Annotated in this window: 18 protein-coding genes; 16 read left to right on the top strand and 2 right to left on the bottom strand. The window is 41.5% G+C overall.

The annotated features are described in order from the left end of the window. Positions 1-261 precede the first annotated feature (261 nt). The 5 genes from B7723_RS08225 (at position 262) to B7723_RS08245 (ending at position 3,655) form a co-directional block, all read left to right on the top strand. On the top strand, positions 262-714 hold the full coding sequence (locus tag B7723_RS08225) for a YrhA family protein (RefSeq protein ID WP_084849890.1): 453 nt from the start codon (positions 262-264) through the stop codon (positions 712-714). A 301-nt stretch (positions 715-1,015) separates the two neighbouring features. After that, positions 1,016-1,588, top strand: coding sequence for a suppressor of fused domain protein (locus B7723_RS08230; protein ID WP_000872726.1), 573 nt, complete (start codon positions 1,016-1,018; stop codon positions 1,586-1,588). 378 nt (positions 1,589-1,966) lie between these two features. Continuing rightward, positions 1,967-2,452, top strand: a complete 486-nt coding sequence (locus B7723_RS08235; protein WP_084850117.1) for an immunity protein YezG family protein — start codon at positions 1,967-1,969, stop codon at positions 2,450-2,452. Positions 2,453-2,632: 180 nt separating this feature from the next. Then, positions 2,633-3,109 (top strand): hypothetical protein, encoded by a 477-nt coding sequence (locus B7723_RS08240; RefSeq protein ID WP_084849889.1) that lies wholly within the window; start codon positions 2,633-2,635, stop codon positions 3,107-3,109. Positions 3,110-3,112: 3 nt separating this feature from the next. Further along, the gene (locus tag B7723_RS08245) at positions 3,113-3,655 is read left to right on the top strand and encodes a T6SS immunity protein Tdi1 domain-containing protein (protein WP_084849888.1); all 543 of its coding nucleotides are present in this window, start codon (positions 3,113-3,115) and stop codon (positions 3,653-3,655) included. Positions 3,656-3,756: 101 nt separating this feature from the next. On the opposite strand, the gene B7723_RS08250 is transcribed toward B7723_RS08245, so the two are convergent. Further along, positions 3,757-4,710, bottom strand: coding sequence for an aromatic acid exporter family protein (locus B7723_RS08250; protein WP_084849887.1), 954 nt, complete (start codon positions 4,708-4,710; stop codon positions 3,757-3,759). A 52-nt stretch (positions 4,711-4,762) separates the two neighbouring features. Further along, complete coding sequence (gene sstT, locus B7723_RS08255) at positions 4,763-5,974, bottom strand: serine/threonine transporter SstT (protein WP_000821319.1); 1,212 nt, start codon at positions 5,972-5,974, stop codon at positions 4,763-4,765. 148 nt (positions 5,975-6,122) lie between these two features. On the opposite strand from sstT, the gene B7723_RS08260 reads away from it, so the two are divergent. The 11 genes from B7723_RS08260 to B7723_RS08315 all read left to right on the top strand — a co-directional run bounded on the left by B7723_RS08260 (position 6,123) and on the right by B7723_RS08315 (position 14,137). Next, positions 6,123-6,683, top strand: coding sequence for a mechanosensitive ion channel family protein (locus B7723_RS08260; protein WP_001150569.1), 561 nt, complete (start codon positions 6,123-6,125; stop codon positions 6,681-6,683). A 57-nt stretch (positions 6,684-6,740) separates the two neighbouring features. Continuing rightward, entirely contained in the window at positions 6,741-7,649 is a 909-nt protein-coding gene (locus B7723_RS08265) for a magnesium transporter CorA family protein (RefSeq protein ID WP_000899712.1), read from the top strand. A gap of 17 nt (positions 7,650-7,666) precedes the next feature. Further along, a complete protein-coding gene (locus B7723_RS08270) occupies positions 7,667-8,194 on the top strand; it encodes a YqeG family HAD IIIA-type phosphatase (RefSeq protein WP_000963745.1) in 528 nt (175 codons plus the stop codon). A 2-nt stretch (positions 8,195-8,196) separates the two neighbouring features. Beyond that, entirely contained in the window at positions 8,197-9,303 is a 1,107-nt protein-coding gene (gene yqeH / locus B7723_RS08275) for a ribosome biogenesis GTPase YqeH (protein WP_084849886.1), read from the top strand. A gap of 213 nt (positions 9,304-9,516) precedes the next feature. Then, entirely contained in the window at positions 9,517-9,828 is a 312-nt protein-coding gene (gene yhbY, locus B7723_RS08280) for a ribosome assembly RNA-binding protein YhbY (RefSeq protein ID WP_000060169.1), read from the top strand. A 50-nt stretch (positions 9,829-9,878) separates the two neighbouring features. Then, positions 9,879-10,508: a nicotinate-nucleotide adenylyltransferase gene (locus B7723_RS08285; protein ID WP_000963714.1), complete on the top strand. Its 630-nt coding sequence runs from the start codon at positions 9,879-9,881 to the stop codon at positions 10,506-10,508. Next, positions 10,508-11,101 (top strand): bis(5'-nucleosyl)-tetraphosphatase (symmetrical) YqeK, encoded by a 594-nt coding sequence (gene yqeK / locus B7723_RS08290; RefSeq protein ID WP_084849885.1) that lies wholly within the window; start codon positions 10,508-10,510, stop codon positions 11,099-11,101. The genes B7723_RS08285 and yqeK overlap by 1 nt, the downstream gene beginning before the upstream one ends. Continuing rightward, a complete protein-coding gene (locus B7723_RS08295; protein WP_084849884.1) occupies positions 11,102-11,602 on the top strand; it encodes a cysteine hydrolase family protein in 501 nt (166 codons plus the stop codon). Positions 11,603-11,614: 12 nt separating this feature from the next. Next, positions 11,615-11,968 (top strand): ribosome silencing factor, encoded by a 354-nt coding sequence (gene rsfS, locus B7723_RS08300; protein WP_084849883.1) that lies wholly within the window; start codon positions 11,615-11,617, stop codon positions 11,966-11,968. 321 nt (positions 11,969-12,289) lie between these two features. Next, entirely contained in the window at positions 12,290-13,030 is a 741-nt protein-coding gene (locus B7723_RS08310; RefSeq protein ID WP_277620046.1) for a class I SAM-dependent DNA methyltransferase, read from the top strand. 9 nt (positions 13,031-13,039) lie between these two features. Next, positions 13,040-14,137, top strand: coding sequence for a nucleotidyltransferase (locus B7723_RS08315; protein WP_084849882.1), 1,098 nt, complete (start codon positions 13,040-13,042; stop codon positions 14,135-14,137). Positions 14,138-14,156 lie beyond the last annotated feature (19 nt).

A 14,156-nucleotide genomic window follows, 5' to 3' on the forward strand; every position in this document is an offset into this window, starting at 1 on the left:
TAGGGTTTATGGTATACTAGGATTGTAGAGTTGCTAAGACAGAAGACCCATTTGAACCTAAATTGGAGGATGCGTTGGAAAAACAGATTTATGAGAATATGAGAAAGTGATGGAAATCATATTTTTAAAGATAATAAATCTTACAATAAAGTTATTACCAGTTATCAAAAGAGTATTTTGTAGAACAATGAAAATAAAGGATAGTAAGGAAGTTTTGTGGTAATTGTTGGAAAGGACATATATAATTAGTGAGGTAAATAAATGTGGCTTGAACTTTTAAGAAGAGTAGATAGAATTGAATCTGGTTATGGGGAAAAGCTAAATTCTCCAATTGATTTAGAGAAAATTAAATTTCTTAGTCAAAATGAAACAAACGAAGTTAAGACATTCATGGTGCAAGAATATTCACGATTTATAACAAAAGTAAATGGTCTTGATTTTAATGGGTGCGTTCTTTATGGTTTAAAAGCAGATGATAGTTGTTCTTCAGAGATTTATGATTTCTTTGAGTATAATAAAATTTGGCATGAAGTCGAAGAAAATAAACAGTTTGTTTTTATTGGAGAGAACAATATTAGTTGGTTTGTATATAATCCTAGTAATGATGAATATTTAGAATTGGATATGCCATCTGCGGATGTAGTTGAAAAATTTAATTCTTTAGATGATTTACTTGAAAGTTTTCTTTCAGATGCTCTTGAATGTGCCTCTTAAAAAGATAGGTAAAATATGATAAATAATTTTCCAACGGTAGATATGGAATCCATCCAGAAGGAACATAATGGAAATAGTTTGAACTGATAAACGGCCACCCTCGAGGCGGTCTTTTATTGTTTTCCAAACGCTAGTCCATAGGGTTTATGGTATACTGGGATTATAGAGTCAGTTAATTTGGTGATAATCTGGCAGAGGTATCATCAAACTCTAACGCCTTTTGTGAGAATTTCCATAAGAGTGTAGTGAAACTGAAAGATAACATAGCTCATGCTGGAGCAAACTTTAAGAGGAGAATCAAATGAAATACGATAAAATTAAAATTGCACAGGAAATAGCCAGAGCTGTAGGGGGAGTTCCTCAAGCCTATACATTTAGAAATCACGATAACAAATTAGATTTATTTATTGGAGAGAATCGTCCGGACGATTATTTAACAACTGCAGCAACAATCGGTTTATCAGAATATACCATTTATCGTCGAATAAATGATAAGCCTTTAAGAGTTGAAATCATTGGAGCAGCTGATGCAGAGCTGGAATATTTTCCAAATATTATAGCAGATTGTGGTTTTAATATCGTGAGAGGAGAATATAGCATCTCTCCTGGTGCAGTCTATCCAAATATAATTAGAAATTACTATCCTAATGCGAAAGTAAATCATATATTTTTCACTCAGCCTTTCTTGTGGGAATTGGAGTCTTTTGATTTTGATGAAGAGTATGTTACGTGGCTACAAGCTATCCCTATTACAGAAGCTGAGCTTCAATTTATAGAAAAGCATGGAGCCGAAGTAGGAGCGCAGAAGTTGGAAGCATTGTTTGAAGAGCATCAGATAGATGTTTATGATTTTATGAGGCCTTCTGTAGTGTAATCAATTTTTTATCTTTTTTCAGGAGCAGGAGTAGAGACCTGCTTTTTTTAAAACTCATCAATATCCGTTGTATGTCCGATCTTTCTTTCAGCTGATGTGCGAATTCCGTCATTGATTGAATCTACTACATATCTGATGGAAAATGAGATATGCAATTTGATAGAGTAGCTCTCCGAAAGGAGCTGGTAGCTACGATGAATACTCTATGGATTTGAATTTTTCTATTATACTTTATTAGTTCAAAAATTAGTTCAAAAATTTTTTTGCTCTAACCACCTTCTAGGTGGTCTTTTTGCAGTTTATCAAGGAGTGGGATATAGGGTTTATGGTATACTAGGATTGTAGCGGAACAATGATAGAATCAAATTGGAGGGAAATATAGAACAACAGATGAATGAAAAAATTATCGAAATCGTGCATCAAGCCAACGATATGATTCCAGTTGAGTGGGATGATTTGTATATCAATTTTGAAGTGGATAGAACTTTGAGTGGAGAAATTTATTTCTTCTTTAAATACAATGGAGAGTACCATTATTTCTTTTATATCCCTCAAGAATTTGGCATATCCAAATCGGAATTTTTTGACGAATATCGTTTACTATTCAAGAAAGCTCAGAAACTAAAAAAAGTATTCATGGATAACGGATTAAGCGATTGGTCAGCAGGCTTGATTCATTTGGATGAAAATAATAAGTTATCAGTGGACTTTGATTATGCCCCATGGCTCGAAAGTGGCTTTGGACCAAGTGCTAGAACATCCTTTTTCCAATATAAATATTTAGGCAAGCAACCAGCTAACGAAAAAGAACTAGAACAGTTCAAGGCTATGGAAGCTTTCCAAAGAGAGCATAATCAAAAGTAGAGTAAGCTTGATTACATTTTGAAGAATGCGATTTTTGAGCCTTGCTGTTATCGTGAAATGGAGTATAAAATGTTAGAAAACTTTGTTAAAGTGGCAGATATGCCACAAGAAGTGATTGAAAATATAAGGAAATTGCCAAAGAATACGGAGTTGAACTAAGATTTACAAAGGAGTAGACAGATGAAATTAGACTGCAGAGTTGAACAGGCTTTGCAAGCTATAAATTTTGTGGAGCGCTATAAGGAGCTTTCAGATAAATTTAGCTTAGATAGAACGCCTAAAGAAAAACGCTTAAATATTATTACAGGCGAGTTGATATTTGATGTTTTCGAAGATTTAGGATATAGAGCTAAATTTGATGGGCGTGAAAAATTCTTTTATATTGAACCTATTAAAGAAAATGGTTATACTTTTGGATTCCATATTAGTATCTTTAAAGGATTAGTTGAATTGATATGGAGTGTTAGGGACTCTCAAAACAAAGTTATACTAGGGACTCAACTGATGGAGTTTTCTAGGAGACTCATCTCTCCTGACTATAGAATCATGGATCCAGTGATTGCTAATTATGATGACTTTGAAAATGTCATGAAAATTGCTTTTGAGATGTACGAAGACTTTAAACAGGCTTTTATGAAGATTGCGACAGAGGATTAATAGATGTTAAAAGATTTTGTCAAAGTGGCAGATATGCCCAAAGATGTTATTGAAAAATATAAAAATCAAGTTCCGGCTGAGTTGGTTCAAATTTGGCAGGAAGATGGTCTAGGAACTTTTCTTGATGGTTATCTAAAAGTCATCAATCCAGATGATTATCTAGAGCTTCTCCAAGATAGCTATTTCAGAGGAGATGTCGCTTTTCCTATGTTCGTAACAGCATTTGGAGATATTATTACTTGGGAAGAGAGTGCCTATGTGGGAATTGTCCAATACAATATTCAGGATTTAGATATTATGATTAAGCGTATGGATCGTTTCATAGAGTATGTTGATGATGAAGATTTCAAAGATGATTATTTTGATATCCCACTCTATAAAAAAGCTGTTGCCAAACATGGTCTGCTAGCCTACGATGAATGTTTCGGTTTCGTTCCACTTTTGGCATTAGGAGGCTTTAAAGATGTAGACCACATGGATAAGGTAAAAGTCTTGGAGCACATTTACCTCATGTACCAGCTGACAGGCGGTGTGATGGACGACTAGGAGTTGCTATTTCTTTTTTGAGAATAGTACAAGAGGATGAACTTTCCTTCCAAATGCAAAACACAAGAACCTCAGAGGAATTCTCTGAGGTTCTTTGCGTTTTAGTTTCCATATTTCTGATAAAAATCGACCTTGACTTGGATAAAGGTTTCGGCTTCGCGTAGTAGCTGCAGGAGGGTAGCACGGGTTTCAAACTCCTCACGTGTTTTCGGGAGACTCCGATTGCGGAAGACTTGCAGATAGCGTTCGATGTCATCAAGTAGGTCATGAGCAGGATTGGTCTGGCTTAGCTGGGCAGCAATCTTAGAAAAGAGCTGGGCCAAGATCAAACTCTCACTTGCGGCCAGATGACAGGTATTGATCTGCTGGGCCATATTTCGCAGGATGCGACTTTGTCGCTGTCTCATCTCAAAGTAATGGATGTGGTAGTCCGTCTGGTGAAAGAGATGGTCCGAGTGATCCAAATAAACCAGTTTGAGAGCTTCATCGAGGAGCTTGTCTAATTGGTCAACGAGTTGGGCTTGATTGCGTCCGTCTCCTCTTGACAGATAGTATTTAAAACGAAGCAGGATGTCTTTTAACTTTTCTTCGACCTGAAGGTGGTAGCTTTGGATGGCTTTCTCACGAGAGGGCATATAAAGGTTGACCAATAGAGCAAAGCTTGTCCCGATGAGAAAGAGGAGTACTTCATTAAGTAAGAGCTCTGGAGAGGTAGACTCCTGTACCAAGAGATGACCGACCAAGACACTGCTAGGGGTGATGCCGATTTCCCAGCCCATTTTGTAAGCAAGAGGGACATAGAGAGCCAGATAGAGGCCCAGACTCCAGATGTGAAAGCCCGTCAGCTGAAAGGCTAGAACACCGATAGCGAGCGCTAGGATCATGGAAAAGAGGCGGTTACGTGCTAATTTCAGCGTGCTTCTGCGCGTGTCGGAGAGGCTTAAGAGGGCGATAATTCCAGCTGAAACTGCTGATGATAAATCTAAAAAATAAGCGAGAAAACAAGCGAGACAGGTCGCTAAGATCAGTTTTGTCGTGCGTTGAGTGAGGGACATGAAAAATTTCCTAAACTAATAGAGTCAAGTGTTTAACGAGGAGAGTCAGAGACTAGGGGCGAAGTTTTCGGTTTGTAGCATACTCGGCAACCGCTGTAAAGAGGACATCTGTTGAAGAGTTCAGGGCTGTTTCGCAGGAGTCTTGAACGACCCCAATCACAAAACCGACTCCGACAACTTGCATAGCCAAGTCGTTGGAAATCCCAAAGAGGCTACAAGCGACAGGAATGAGGAGAAGGGATCCCCCAGCGATTCCAGAGGCTCCGCAGGCAGAAATGGCAGCCACGACACTGAGCACAAATGCTGTCCCAAAGTCTACCGAGATTCCGAGTGTATTGACAGCAGCCAGGGTCAGGACATTTATGGTAACAGCAGCGCCAGCCATATTGATGGTCGAACCAAGCGGGATGGAGACAGAGTAGGTGTCAGGATTCAGTCCCAAGTCTTGGCAGAGTTTCATATTGACAGGGATATTGGCGGCAGAGCTACGAGTGAAAAAGGCTGTAATACCACTGACACGTAGGCATTTCAAAACAAGGGGATAGGGATTTTTCCTCATAAAGAGAAAGGCGATGAGCGGGTTGACGATGAGAGCTACAAAGGCCATGGTAGCAATCAAGAGTCCTAGGAGGACACCGTAGTTAGCCAAACTGGCAATGCCCTTGTCAGAGATGGTTTTAAACACCAAACCTAAAATCCCAAAGGGAGCTAGGTTGATAATCCATTCCACGATTTTAGAGGTGACATCTGCCATGGTTCTCAGTAATTCTTTACTGTGTTTACTTGCCTCTCTCATAGCTAAGCCAAAGATAACTGCCCAAGAGAGAATCCCGATATAGTTGGCTTCAACAATAGCATTCAAGGGATTGTCCACCAGTTTGAGTAGGAGGTTGCTGAGGACTTGACCGATACCGTCAGGAGCAGCAACTTCTGTATTTGCACTGGTCAGGGTGATTTGCACAGGCAGTAAGAAACTAGCTAGAACAGCCACCAATGCAGCAGCAAAGGTTCCAAGCAAATATAGGAAAATAACAGTCTTCATATTGGTATTTTGTCCCTTTTGATGTTGGGAAAGGGCATTGGCAACAAGGGCAAAAACCAAAATAGGAGCGATGGCTTTCAATCCACCTACAAAGAGGTCTCCAAGCAGACCAATTCCTGTAAGGTTTGGGAAGAGCATCCCCAATGTCGCTCCAAAAATCATTCCAATAAGGATTCGTTTGATGAGGCTTGCCTTGGTCCAGGCTCTAATGATTCGTTTCATAGCAGTCTCCTTCAAATGTATTGTTTATAATTATAGTATAAATATGCTATATAGGCAAGTGATATTTTGAAAATAGGGCTGATAATTGAATAATTATGAAAAAAAGAGAAGGGCGATTTTATGGTATAATAGGGAAAAGGAGTTTTATATGCAAGATTTTTTTCAACGCTATTTTGATAAACTTGATTTAACAACCATATTAGAGAATCTCTTGACCAAGGTGATTTCTCTTTTGATTTTGTTTTTACTATTTTATATAGCTAAAAAGATGCTTCATGCAACTGTACGAAAGATTGTCAAGCCCTCGCTTAAATTTTCCAATCGAGATGCAGGAAGACAAAAGACTATCTCCCGTTTGCTGGAGAATGTCTTTAACTACATTCTTTATTTCTTTCTGCTCTACTGTATCCTGTCTATTTTAGGTTTGCCAGTTTCTAGCCTCCTTGCTGGTGCGGGGATTGCTGGGGTGGCCATTGGTATGGGGGCGCAAGGCTTTCTATCTGATGTCATCAATGGCTTCTTCATTCTTTTTGAACGCCAGCTTGATGTGGGTGATGAAGTGGTTCTGACAAATGGACCGATTACCGTTTCTGGAAAGGTCGTTAGCGTAGGAATCCGTACAACTCAACTGCGAGGTGATGATCAAGCCCTTCACTTTGTTCCCAATCGCAATATCACCGTCGTCAGCAATCTATCTCGTACTGAATAGGCCGGCTATTTTAGCAGATTTGTGGTACAATAGAAGGAGTTTGGTAAAGGAGAGAGTATGCTATTTGTAGAGAAAAAATTAGGTCACGATTGTACGTGGATAGACCTTGATGTAGACAAGATTAAAAACATGGAAGACCTTTCGGATGTCTATGGATTGGACAAGGAAACCATCGAGTATGCTCTGGATAGAAATGAGCGTGCCCACATGGACTATCACCGTGAAACGGGAACGGTAACCTTCATTTATAATGTTCTTGACTTAGAAAAAGACAAAGAATATTATGAAGCGATTCCGATGACCTTTATCGTTGAAAAACAACGGCTGATCACAATTAGCAACCACAAGAATAGTTATGTGATTAAACGAATGGCATCCTACCTTGAAAGCCATGAAGTTGTTTCAATCTACAAATTTCTTTTTGCCAGTTTAGAGATTATTAGCAATGCTTATTATCCAGTGATTGAAGAGATGGATAAAGGTAAGGATGAAATCAGTGCACTTCTTCGTCAAAAAACAACTAAAAAAAATCTTTTTGCTCTCTCTGACTTGGAAACTGGTATGGTTTACCTGACTGCTGCTGCCAAACAAAATCGTCTCCTCTTGGAACATATCCAAGGACATGCCCTTTATCGCAGTTTTAACGAAGTTGAGAGAGAACAGTTTGACGATGCCATGATTGAAGCGCATCAGTTGGTTTCGATGACAGACTTGATTTCTCAAGTTTTGCAACAACTCTCAGCCTCTTACAACAACATCCTAAATAATAATCTAAATGATAATTTGACAACTTTGACAATTATCTCAGTCTTACTAGCTATCCTTGCGGTTATTACAGGATTCTTCGGAATGAATGTTCCCTTACCGTTTGCAAATGAACCAAATGCTTGGATTTATATTTTGCTAGCTAGTCTCATTTTATGGGTAGTCTTAGCCCAATATTTAAAGAATATTGCTAGAAATTAAAAAGAAAAGGAGCCAGAATGGCGATTGAAAATTACATGCCAGATTTTGCTGTGGAAGCAGTTTATGATCTGACAGTCCCAAGTCTGCAGGCGCAGGGGATCAAGGCTGTTTTGGTCGATTTGGACAATACCCTCATTGCTTGGAACAACCCTGATGGGACGCCAGAGATGAAGCAATGGCTACATGACCTTCGTGATGCAGGTATTCGCATCATTGTTGTTTCAAATAATACCAAAAAACGGGTACAACGCGCAGTTGAGAAGTTTGGGATTGATTACGTTTATTGGGCCTTGAAGCCTTTCACTTTTGGGATTGACCGTGCCATGAAGGAATTCCACTATGAGAAAAATGAAGTGGTCATGGTCGGCGACCAACTTATGACGGATATACGAGCAGCTCACCGTGCAGGTATTCGCTCGATCTTGGTCAAGCCCTTGGTCCAACATGACTCTATCAAAACGCAGATTAACCGAGTTCGCGAGCGCCGTGTCATGCGAAAAATCACTGAAAAGTACGGACCGATTACATATAAAAAAGGAATCTAACTATGGAAGAAATTCTCTGTATTGGTTGTGGAGCAGCCATTCAGACGACAGACAAGGCTGGTCTTGGATTTACTCCCCAGTCGGCACTTGAAAAAGGGTTGGAGACTGGCGAAGTTTATTGCCAACGCTGTTTCCGTCTTCGTCATTACAATGAAATCACAGATGTCCAGTTGACGGACGATGATTTCCTCAAGCTCTTGCACGAGGTGGGTGACAGTGATGCCTTGGTGGTCAATGTCATTGATATCTTTGACTTTAATGGCTCTGTCATCCCTGGCTTGCCACGCTTTGTATCGGGCAATGATGTCCTCTTGGTTGGAAATAAGAAAGATATCCTGCCCAAGTCAGTTAAACCGGGAAAGATTAGCCAGTGGCTCATGGAGCGTGCCCACGAAGAAGGACTTCGTCCAGTAGATGTTGTCCTGACTTCGGCTCAGAATAAGCATGCCATTAAGGAAGTCATTGACAAGATTGAACACTACCGTAAGGGCCGCGATGTCTACGTAGTTGGTGTGACCAACGTTGGAAAGTCAACCCTTATCAACGCCATTATCCAAGAAATCACGGGTGACCAGAATGTCATCACGACGTCGCGTTTTCCGGGGACAACCTTGGACAAGATTGAGATTCCGCTTGACGACGGATCTTATATCTACGATACACCAGGGATTATCCACCACCACCAGATGGCCCACTACTTGACGGCTAAAAACCTCAAGTATGTCAGCCCTAAAAAGGAAATCAAGCCCAAAACCTATCAGCTTAACCCTGAGCAAACCCTGTTTTTAGGTGGTCTTGGACGCTTTGACTTCATATCAGGAGAAAAGCAAGGATTTACTGCTTTCTTTGACAATGAACTCAAACTCCATCGTACCAAACTTGAAGGCGCTAGTGCCTTTTATGACAAGCATCTGGGAACTCTTCTGACACCGCCAAATAGCAAAGAAAAAGAAGATTTTCCAAAACTAGTCCAACATGTATTTACCATCAAGGACAAGACAGACCTAGTCATTTCAGGCCTAGGCTGGATCCGCGTAACAGGCACCGCCAAAGTTGCTATCTGGGCACCAGAAGGCGTCGCCGTCGTCACACGAAAAGCAATCATTTAAATACAGAAAGGAAAGAGTTGTCTGGATTCGGGCGAGCTCTGCGAGCCCATAACGAATACTTTTCGCCGTGGTGTCAGTTGGTACAAGGAGTTGTACCAACTGCGGAAAATTTGAGACCTTAGGCTCAAATTTTAGTCATGAAAGTCCGAAGGACTTTGCTGACGTCCGTCACCACTTCAGAAAAGTATTAAAAGAAACTCTTTTAAAGAAATTATGTCATTAACATCAAAACAACGTGCCTTCCTCAACAGCCAGGCACACACCCTCAAACCCATCATCCAAATCGGGAAAAATGGTCTCAACGACCAAATCAAAACCAGCGTCCGTCAGGCTCTTGACGCCCGCGAATTGATTAAAGTTACGCTCTTGCAAAACACAGATGAAAACATCCATGAAGTAGCTGAAATCTTGGAAGAAGAAATCGGTGTGGATACTGTCCAAAAAATCGGACGCATCTTGATTTTGTTTAAACAATCCAGCAAGAAAGAAAATCGCAAGATTTCCAAGAAAGTCAAAGAAATCTAAAACCTACTCCAAACAACTGTTTTTACAGAGAATTAAAGGAAGACGAGCCTATGGCAATCGAATTATTGACTCCCTTTACCAAGGTAGAGTTGGAGCCAGAAATCAAGGAGAAAAAACGCAAACAAGTCGGGATTTTAGGGGGGAATTTTAACCCTGTTCACAATGCCCATCTTGTTGTGGCGGACCAAGTACGACAACAGTTAGGACTGGACCAGGTCCTGCTTATGCCCGAATACCAACCACCTCATGTGGATAAAAAGGAAACCATCCCCGAGCACCACCGTCTCAAGATGCTTGAGTTGGCGATTGAGGGGATTGAAGGCTTAGCCATTGAAACTATTGAGCTGGAGCGCAAGGGCATTTCCTACACCTACGACACTATGAAGATTTTGACAGAGCAACATCCAGATACGGATTATTACTTCATTATCGGGGCTGATATGGTGGACTATCTGCCTAAATGGTACCGAATTGATGAGCTGGTCGACATGGTTCAGTTTGTTGGAGTTCAGCGCCCGCGCTACAAGGCAGGGACTTCCTATCCAGTTATCTGGGTGGATGTGCCTCTCATGGACATCTCGTCCAGCATGGTGCGTGATTTCCTTGCCCAAGGTCGGAAACCTAACTTTCTCCTACCTCAGCCAGTGTTAGACTACATCGAGAAGGAGGGGCTCTACTGATGGCCTACCAAGACTATATCAACTGCTCCCGAGAGGCTTTGTTGGAAAAAATGGCAGAGCTTCTACCTGAAAAACGGTTAACCCATTGTTTGGGGGTGGAGCGTGCAGCCATAGAGTTAGCGGAGAGATTTGGAGTCGATACCGAGAAAGCGGGTCTAGCAGGCCTTCTTCATGATTATGCTAAAAAGCTGTCAGATCAGGAATTTCTAGACTTGATTGACCGTTACCGGCTAGATCCTGACCTCAAAAATTGGGGCAATAATGTCTGGCATGGCATGGTTGGCATCTACAAGATTCAGGAAGATTTGGATTTGCATGATCCAGAAATCCTGCGAGCTATTGAAATCCATACAGTCGGAGCTGGTCAGATGACCGATCTAGACAAAGTCATCTACGTCGCAGATTATATCGAGCACAATCGTGCCTTTCCTGGAGTGGACGAGGCACGTGAGATTGCTGTGCTATCGCTCAATAAGGCAGTGGCCTACGAAACAGCTCGTACCGTGGAGTATCTAGCTCATCAGGGATTCCCCATCTATCCCCAAACCCTGGAAACCTATAACGCCTTTGTGCACTATTTGAAAGAGGACTAAATGAGGACGGCTTTTATAATCATTGATGTTCAGAATATTTTAGTGGAAACCGGTTTTCAGACAAATAGTCTATTGGAAAAAATTTCTTATTTACAAAACCAGGCTAGAAGCAAGAATATCGAAATTATCTATGTTCAACATATTGAGGACTCTGAAGCTCAAACATCAGAAGATTGGCAGTTATCTGAGCTTTTAAATCGAAAACCTAATGAAAAGGTCTTTCAGAAGAAGTATAACAGTATTTTCAAAGAAACTGGTTTAAAAGAATACTTGGATAAACAGGGAATTGAAAAATTAGTTTTATGTGGTATGCAGACAGAATATTGTGTGGATACCTCTGTCAAGGTTGCTTTTGAATATGGCTATCAGCTTATTATTCCAGAAGGAACTTGTACAACGTTTGATGGGAATGACATTCCAGCAGAAACGATAAATGAATTTTATGAGGGCATTTGGGAGGGGCGCTTTGCAGATGTCCTAGATTACAAACATATTTTCTAGAAAGAGGACTAAATGAACGAAAAAGAATTACTAGAACTAGTCGTGAAAGCGGCTGATGAGAAACGTGCGGAGGATATCCTCGCACTTGATGTACAAGATTTGACCAGCGTGACGGACTACTTTGTCATCACTAGCTCAATGAATAGCCGTCAGTTGGACGCTATCGCTGATAATATTCGTGAAAAAGTAGCCGATGCAGGCTTTAAAGGTAGCCATGTCGAAGGAGATGCAGCTGGAGGCTGGGTTTTGCTAGACCTCGGCGGTGTCGTCGTGCATATCTTCTCAGAAGAAATGCGTGCCCATTATAACCTAGAAAAACTATGGCATGAGGCAGAGTCAGTAGACATTTCAGAAGCCTTAGCATAGGAAATGAACTCAGTTGTAGTCAACTGGGTTTTATTTGCTTAGTTTAGAAAAATGGATAGAAAGGTAAAGGGCGTCGTGTTTTGTTCATCTCGAAACTGAACACGAGCTAAAAGCTGCGAGAAAAAGAGTAACTTCCTTTGTATCTGACGATACAGCAGAAAGTTTCCTATTTTCTCCTTGCTTTTAACGCTCTTTGTATCTTAGAAAGGATTTGAACCCGTCCTGTAATCGTCGGAAAATAGATAGCCTTCCTTGGAGCTCGGCTCCATCGTCAAGCTCCTAATTTTCATTCCGATTACGGGCGGACTTGGTATCATGAATATGGCTACTTATGAAACCTTTGCGGCTGTTTACGATGCTGTGATGGATGATAGTTTATATGATAAATGGACGGATTTTTCACTACGTCATTTGCCTAAGACTAAGGAGAGAAAGAAACTCTTAGAATTGGCTTGTGGGACGGGTATCCAGTCTGTCCGCTTTTCTCAGGCTGGTTTTGATGTGACAGGACTTGACTTGAGCGCGGATATGTTGAAGATTGCGGAGAAGAGAGCTACTTCAGCCAAGCAAAAGATTGATTTTATTGAAGGTAATATGCTGGATTTATCCAAGGCTGGTCAATATGATTTTGTGACTTGTTACTCGGACTCAATCTGCTACATGCAAGATGAGGTGGAAGTAGGAGACGTGTTTAAGGAAGTGTATAATGCCCTCAATGAAGACGGAGTATTCATCTTTGACGTGCATTCGACCTACCATACAGATGAGGTTTTTCCAGGGTATTCCTACCATGAAAATGCGGAAGATTTTGCCATGCTCTGGGATACCTATGAGGATGCGGCTCCTCACTCCATCGTGCATGAGTTGACCTTCTTTGTCAAGGAAGCGGACGGTTCCTTTAGTCGCCACGATGAAGTGCATGAGGAGCGTACATATGAAGTCTTGACCTATGATATCTTGCTGGAACAGGCTGGTTTCAAGTCCTTCAAACTCTATGCGGACTTTGAGGACAAGGAGCCGACAGAAACCAGCACCCGTTGGTTTTTTGTCGCGCAGAAGTAGGAGAACATTATGACCATCACAGGTATTATCGCGGAGTTCAATCCTTTCCATAATGGGCACAAATACTTGCTTGAGCAGGCGAAGGGACTGAAAATCGTTGCCATGTCTGGGAATTTCATGCAGCGTGGAGAGCCTGCTATCGTAGACAAGTGGACACGGGCTCAGATGGCGCTGGAAAATGGAGCGGATCTGGTAGTGGAATTGTCCTTTTTAGTCAGTGTTCAGGCGGCAGATTTCTTCGGTCAAGGAGCTGTGGATATCTTGGCTCGCTTGGGCATTGATACCCTCGCTTTCGGAACAGAGGAAGTTCTGGATTATCAGAAAGTTGCTGACTTATACACAGAGCAAGGTACTGAGATGGAGAAATTTGTGGAAAATCTGCCTGATTCCCTTTCCTATCCCCAGAAAACCCAGGCCATGTGGAAGGAATTTGCTGGCCTTGATTTTTCAGGCAAGACGCCCAATCATGTTCTTGCTCTAGCTTATGCTAAGGCGCTTGCTGGGCGGAACATCAAGTTGCATCCGATTCAGCGTCAGGGAGCTGGTTATCATTCTGTGGATAAGGATGTGGACTTTGCCTCGGCAACAGCTCTCCGTCAGCATCAATCAGACCAAGATTTCTTAGAACGCTTTATGCCTTCTGTTGCTCTCTTTGAGCAGGCCAGTAAGGTAAGTTGGGATGACTATTTTCCATTTCTCTGCTATCAAATCTTGTCAAATCCAGACCTAACGACCATCTATCAGGTCAATCAAGAAATGGCTGTGCGTATCAAGGAAGCTATCAAAACAGCCCAGTCTGTTGACGAATTGGTCGAGGCGGTTGCGACCAAGCGCTACACCAAGGCGCGTGTCAGACGCCTCTTGACCTATATTTTGGTGCAGGCCAGAGAAAGCGACTTGCCAGAAGGCATCCATGTCCTTGGCTTTACTGAAAAAGGCAGACAACACCTCAAGTCTCTGAAAGGGCAGGTCCATCTAGTCAGTCGAATTGGCAAAGAACCTTGGGATGCTATGACTCAAAAGGCAGACCAGATTTACCAACTAGGACACCCAAGTATAGCAGACCAGAATTTTGGCAGAGTGCCCATTAGAATAGAATCAAACTAAGTCTACTGAAAGGTAGGCT

It is taken from the genome of Streptococcus oralis subsp. oralis, assembly GCF_002096435.1.
Taxonomy (GTDB): domain Bacteria; phylum Bacillota; class Bacilli; order Lactobacillales; family Streptococcaceae; genus Streptococcus; species Streptococcus oralis_AA.

Bases quoted from the DNA above. Each gene is read 5' to 3' on its own strand.
- B7723_RS08225 (WP_084849890.1), top strand. From the start codon at position 262: ATGTGGCTTGAACTTTTAAGAAGAGTAGATAGAATTGAATCTGGTTAT.
- B7723_RS08230 (WP_000872726.1), top strand. From the start codon at position 1,016: ATGAAATACGATAAAATTAAAATTGCACAGGAAATAGCCAGAGCTGTA.
- B7723_RS08240 (WP_084849889.1), top strand. From the start codon at position 2,633: ATGAAATTAGACTGCAGAGTTGAACAGGCTTTGCAAGCTATAAATTTT.
- B7723_RS08245 (WP_084849888.1), top strand. From the start codon at position 3,113: ATGTTAAAAGATTTTGTCAAAGTGGCAGATATGCCCAAAGATGTTATT.
- B7723_RS08250 (WP_084849887.1), bottom strand. From the start codon at position 4,710: ATGTCCCTCACTCAACGCACGACAAAACTGATCTTAGCGACCTGTCTC.
- sstT (WP_000821319.1), bottom strand. From the start codon at position 5,974: ATGAAACGAATCATTAGAGCCTGGACCAAGGCAAGCCTCATCAAACGA.
- B7723_RS08260 (WP_001150569.1), top strand. From the start codon at position 6,123: ATGCAAGATTTTTTTCAACGCTATTTTGATAAACTTGATTTAACAACC.
- B7723_RS08265 (WP_000899712.1), top strand. From the start codon at position 6,741: ATGCTATTTGTAGAGAAAAAATTAGGTCACGATTGTACGTGGATAGAC.
- B7723_RS08270 (WP_000963745.1), top strand. From the start codon at position 7,667: ATGGCGATTGAAAATTACATGCCAGATTTTGCTGTGGAAGCAGTTTAT.
- yqeH (WP_084849886.1), top strand. From the start codon at position 8,197: ATGGAAGAAATTCTCTGTATTGGTTGTGGAGCAGCCATTCAGACGACA.
- yhbY (WP_000060169.1), top strand. From the start codon at position 9,517: ATGTCATTAACATCAAAACAACGTGCCTTCCTCAACAGCCAGGCACAC.
- B7723_RS08285 (WP_000963714.1), top strand. From the start codon at position 9,879: ATGGCAATCGAATTATTGACTCCCTTTACCAAGGTAGAGTTGGAGCCA.
- yqeK (WP_084849885.1), top strand. From the start codon at position 10,508: ATGGCCTACCAAGACTATATCAACTGCTCCCGAGAGGCTTTGTTGGAA.
- B7723_RS08295 (WP_084849884.1), top strand. From the start codon at position 11,102: ATGAGGACGGCTTTTATAATCATTGATGTTCAGAATATTTTAGTGGAA.
- rsfS (WP_084849883.1), top strand. From the start codon at position 11,615: ATGAACGAAAAAGAATTACTAGAACTAGTCGTGAAAGCGGCTGATGAG.
- B7723_RS08310 (WP_277620046.1), top strand. From the start codon at position 12,290: ATGGCTACTTATGAAACCTTTGCGGCTGTTTACGATGCTGTGATGGAT.
- B7723_RS08315 (WP_084849882.1), top strand. From the start codon at position 13,040: ATGACCATCACAGGTATTATCGCGGAGTTCAATCCTTTCCATAATGGG.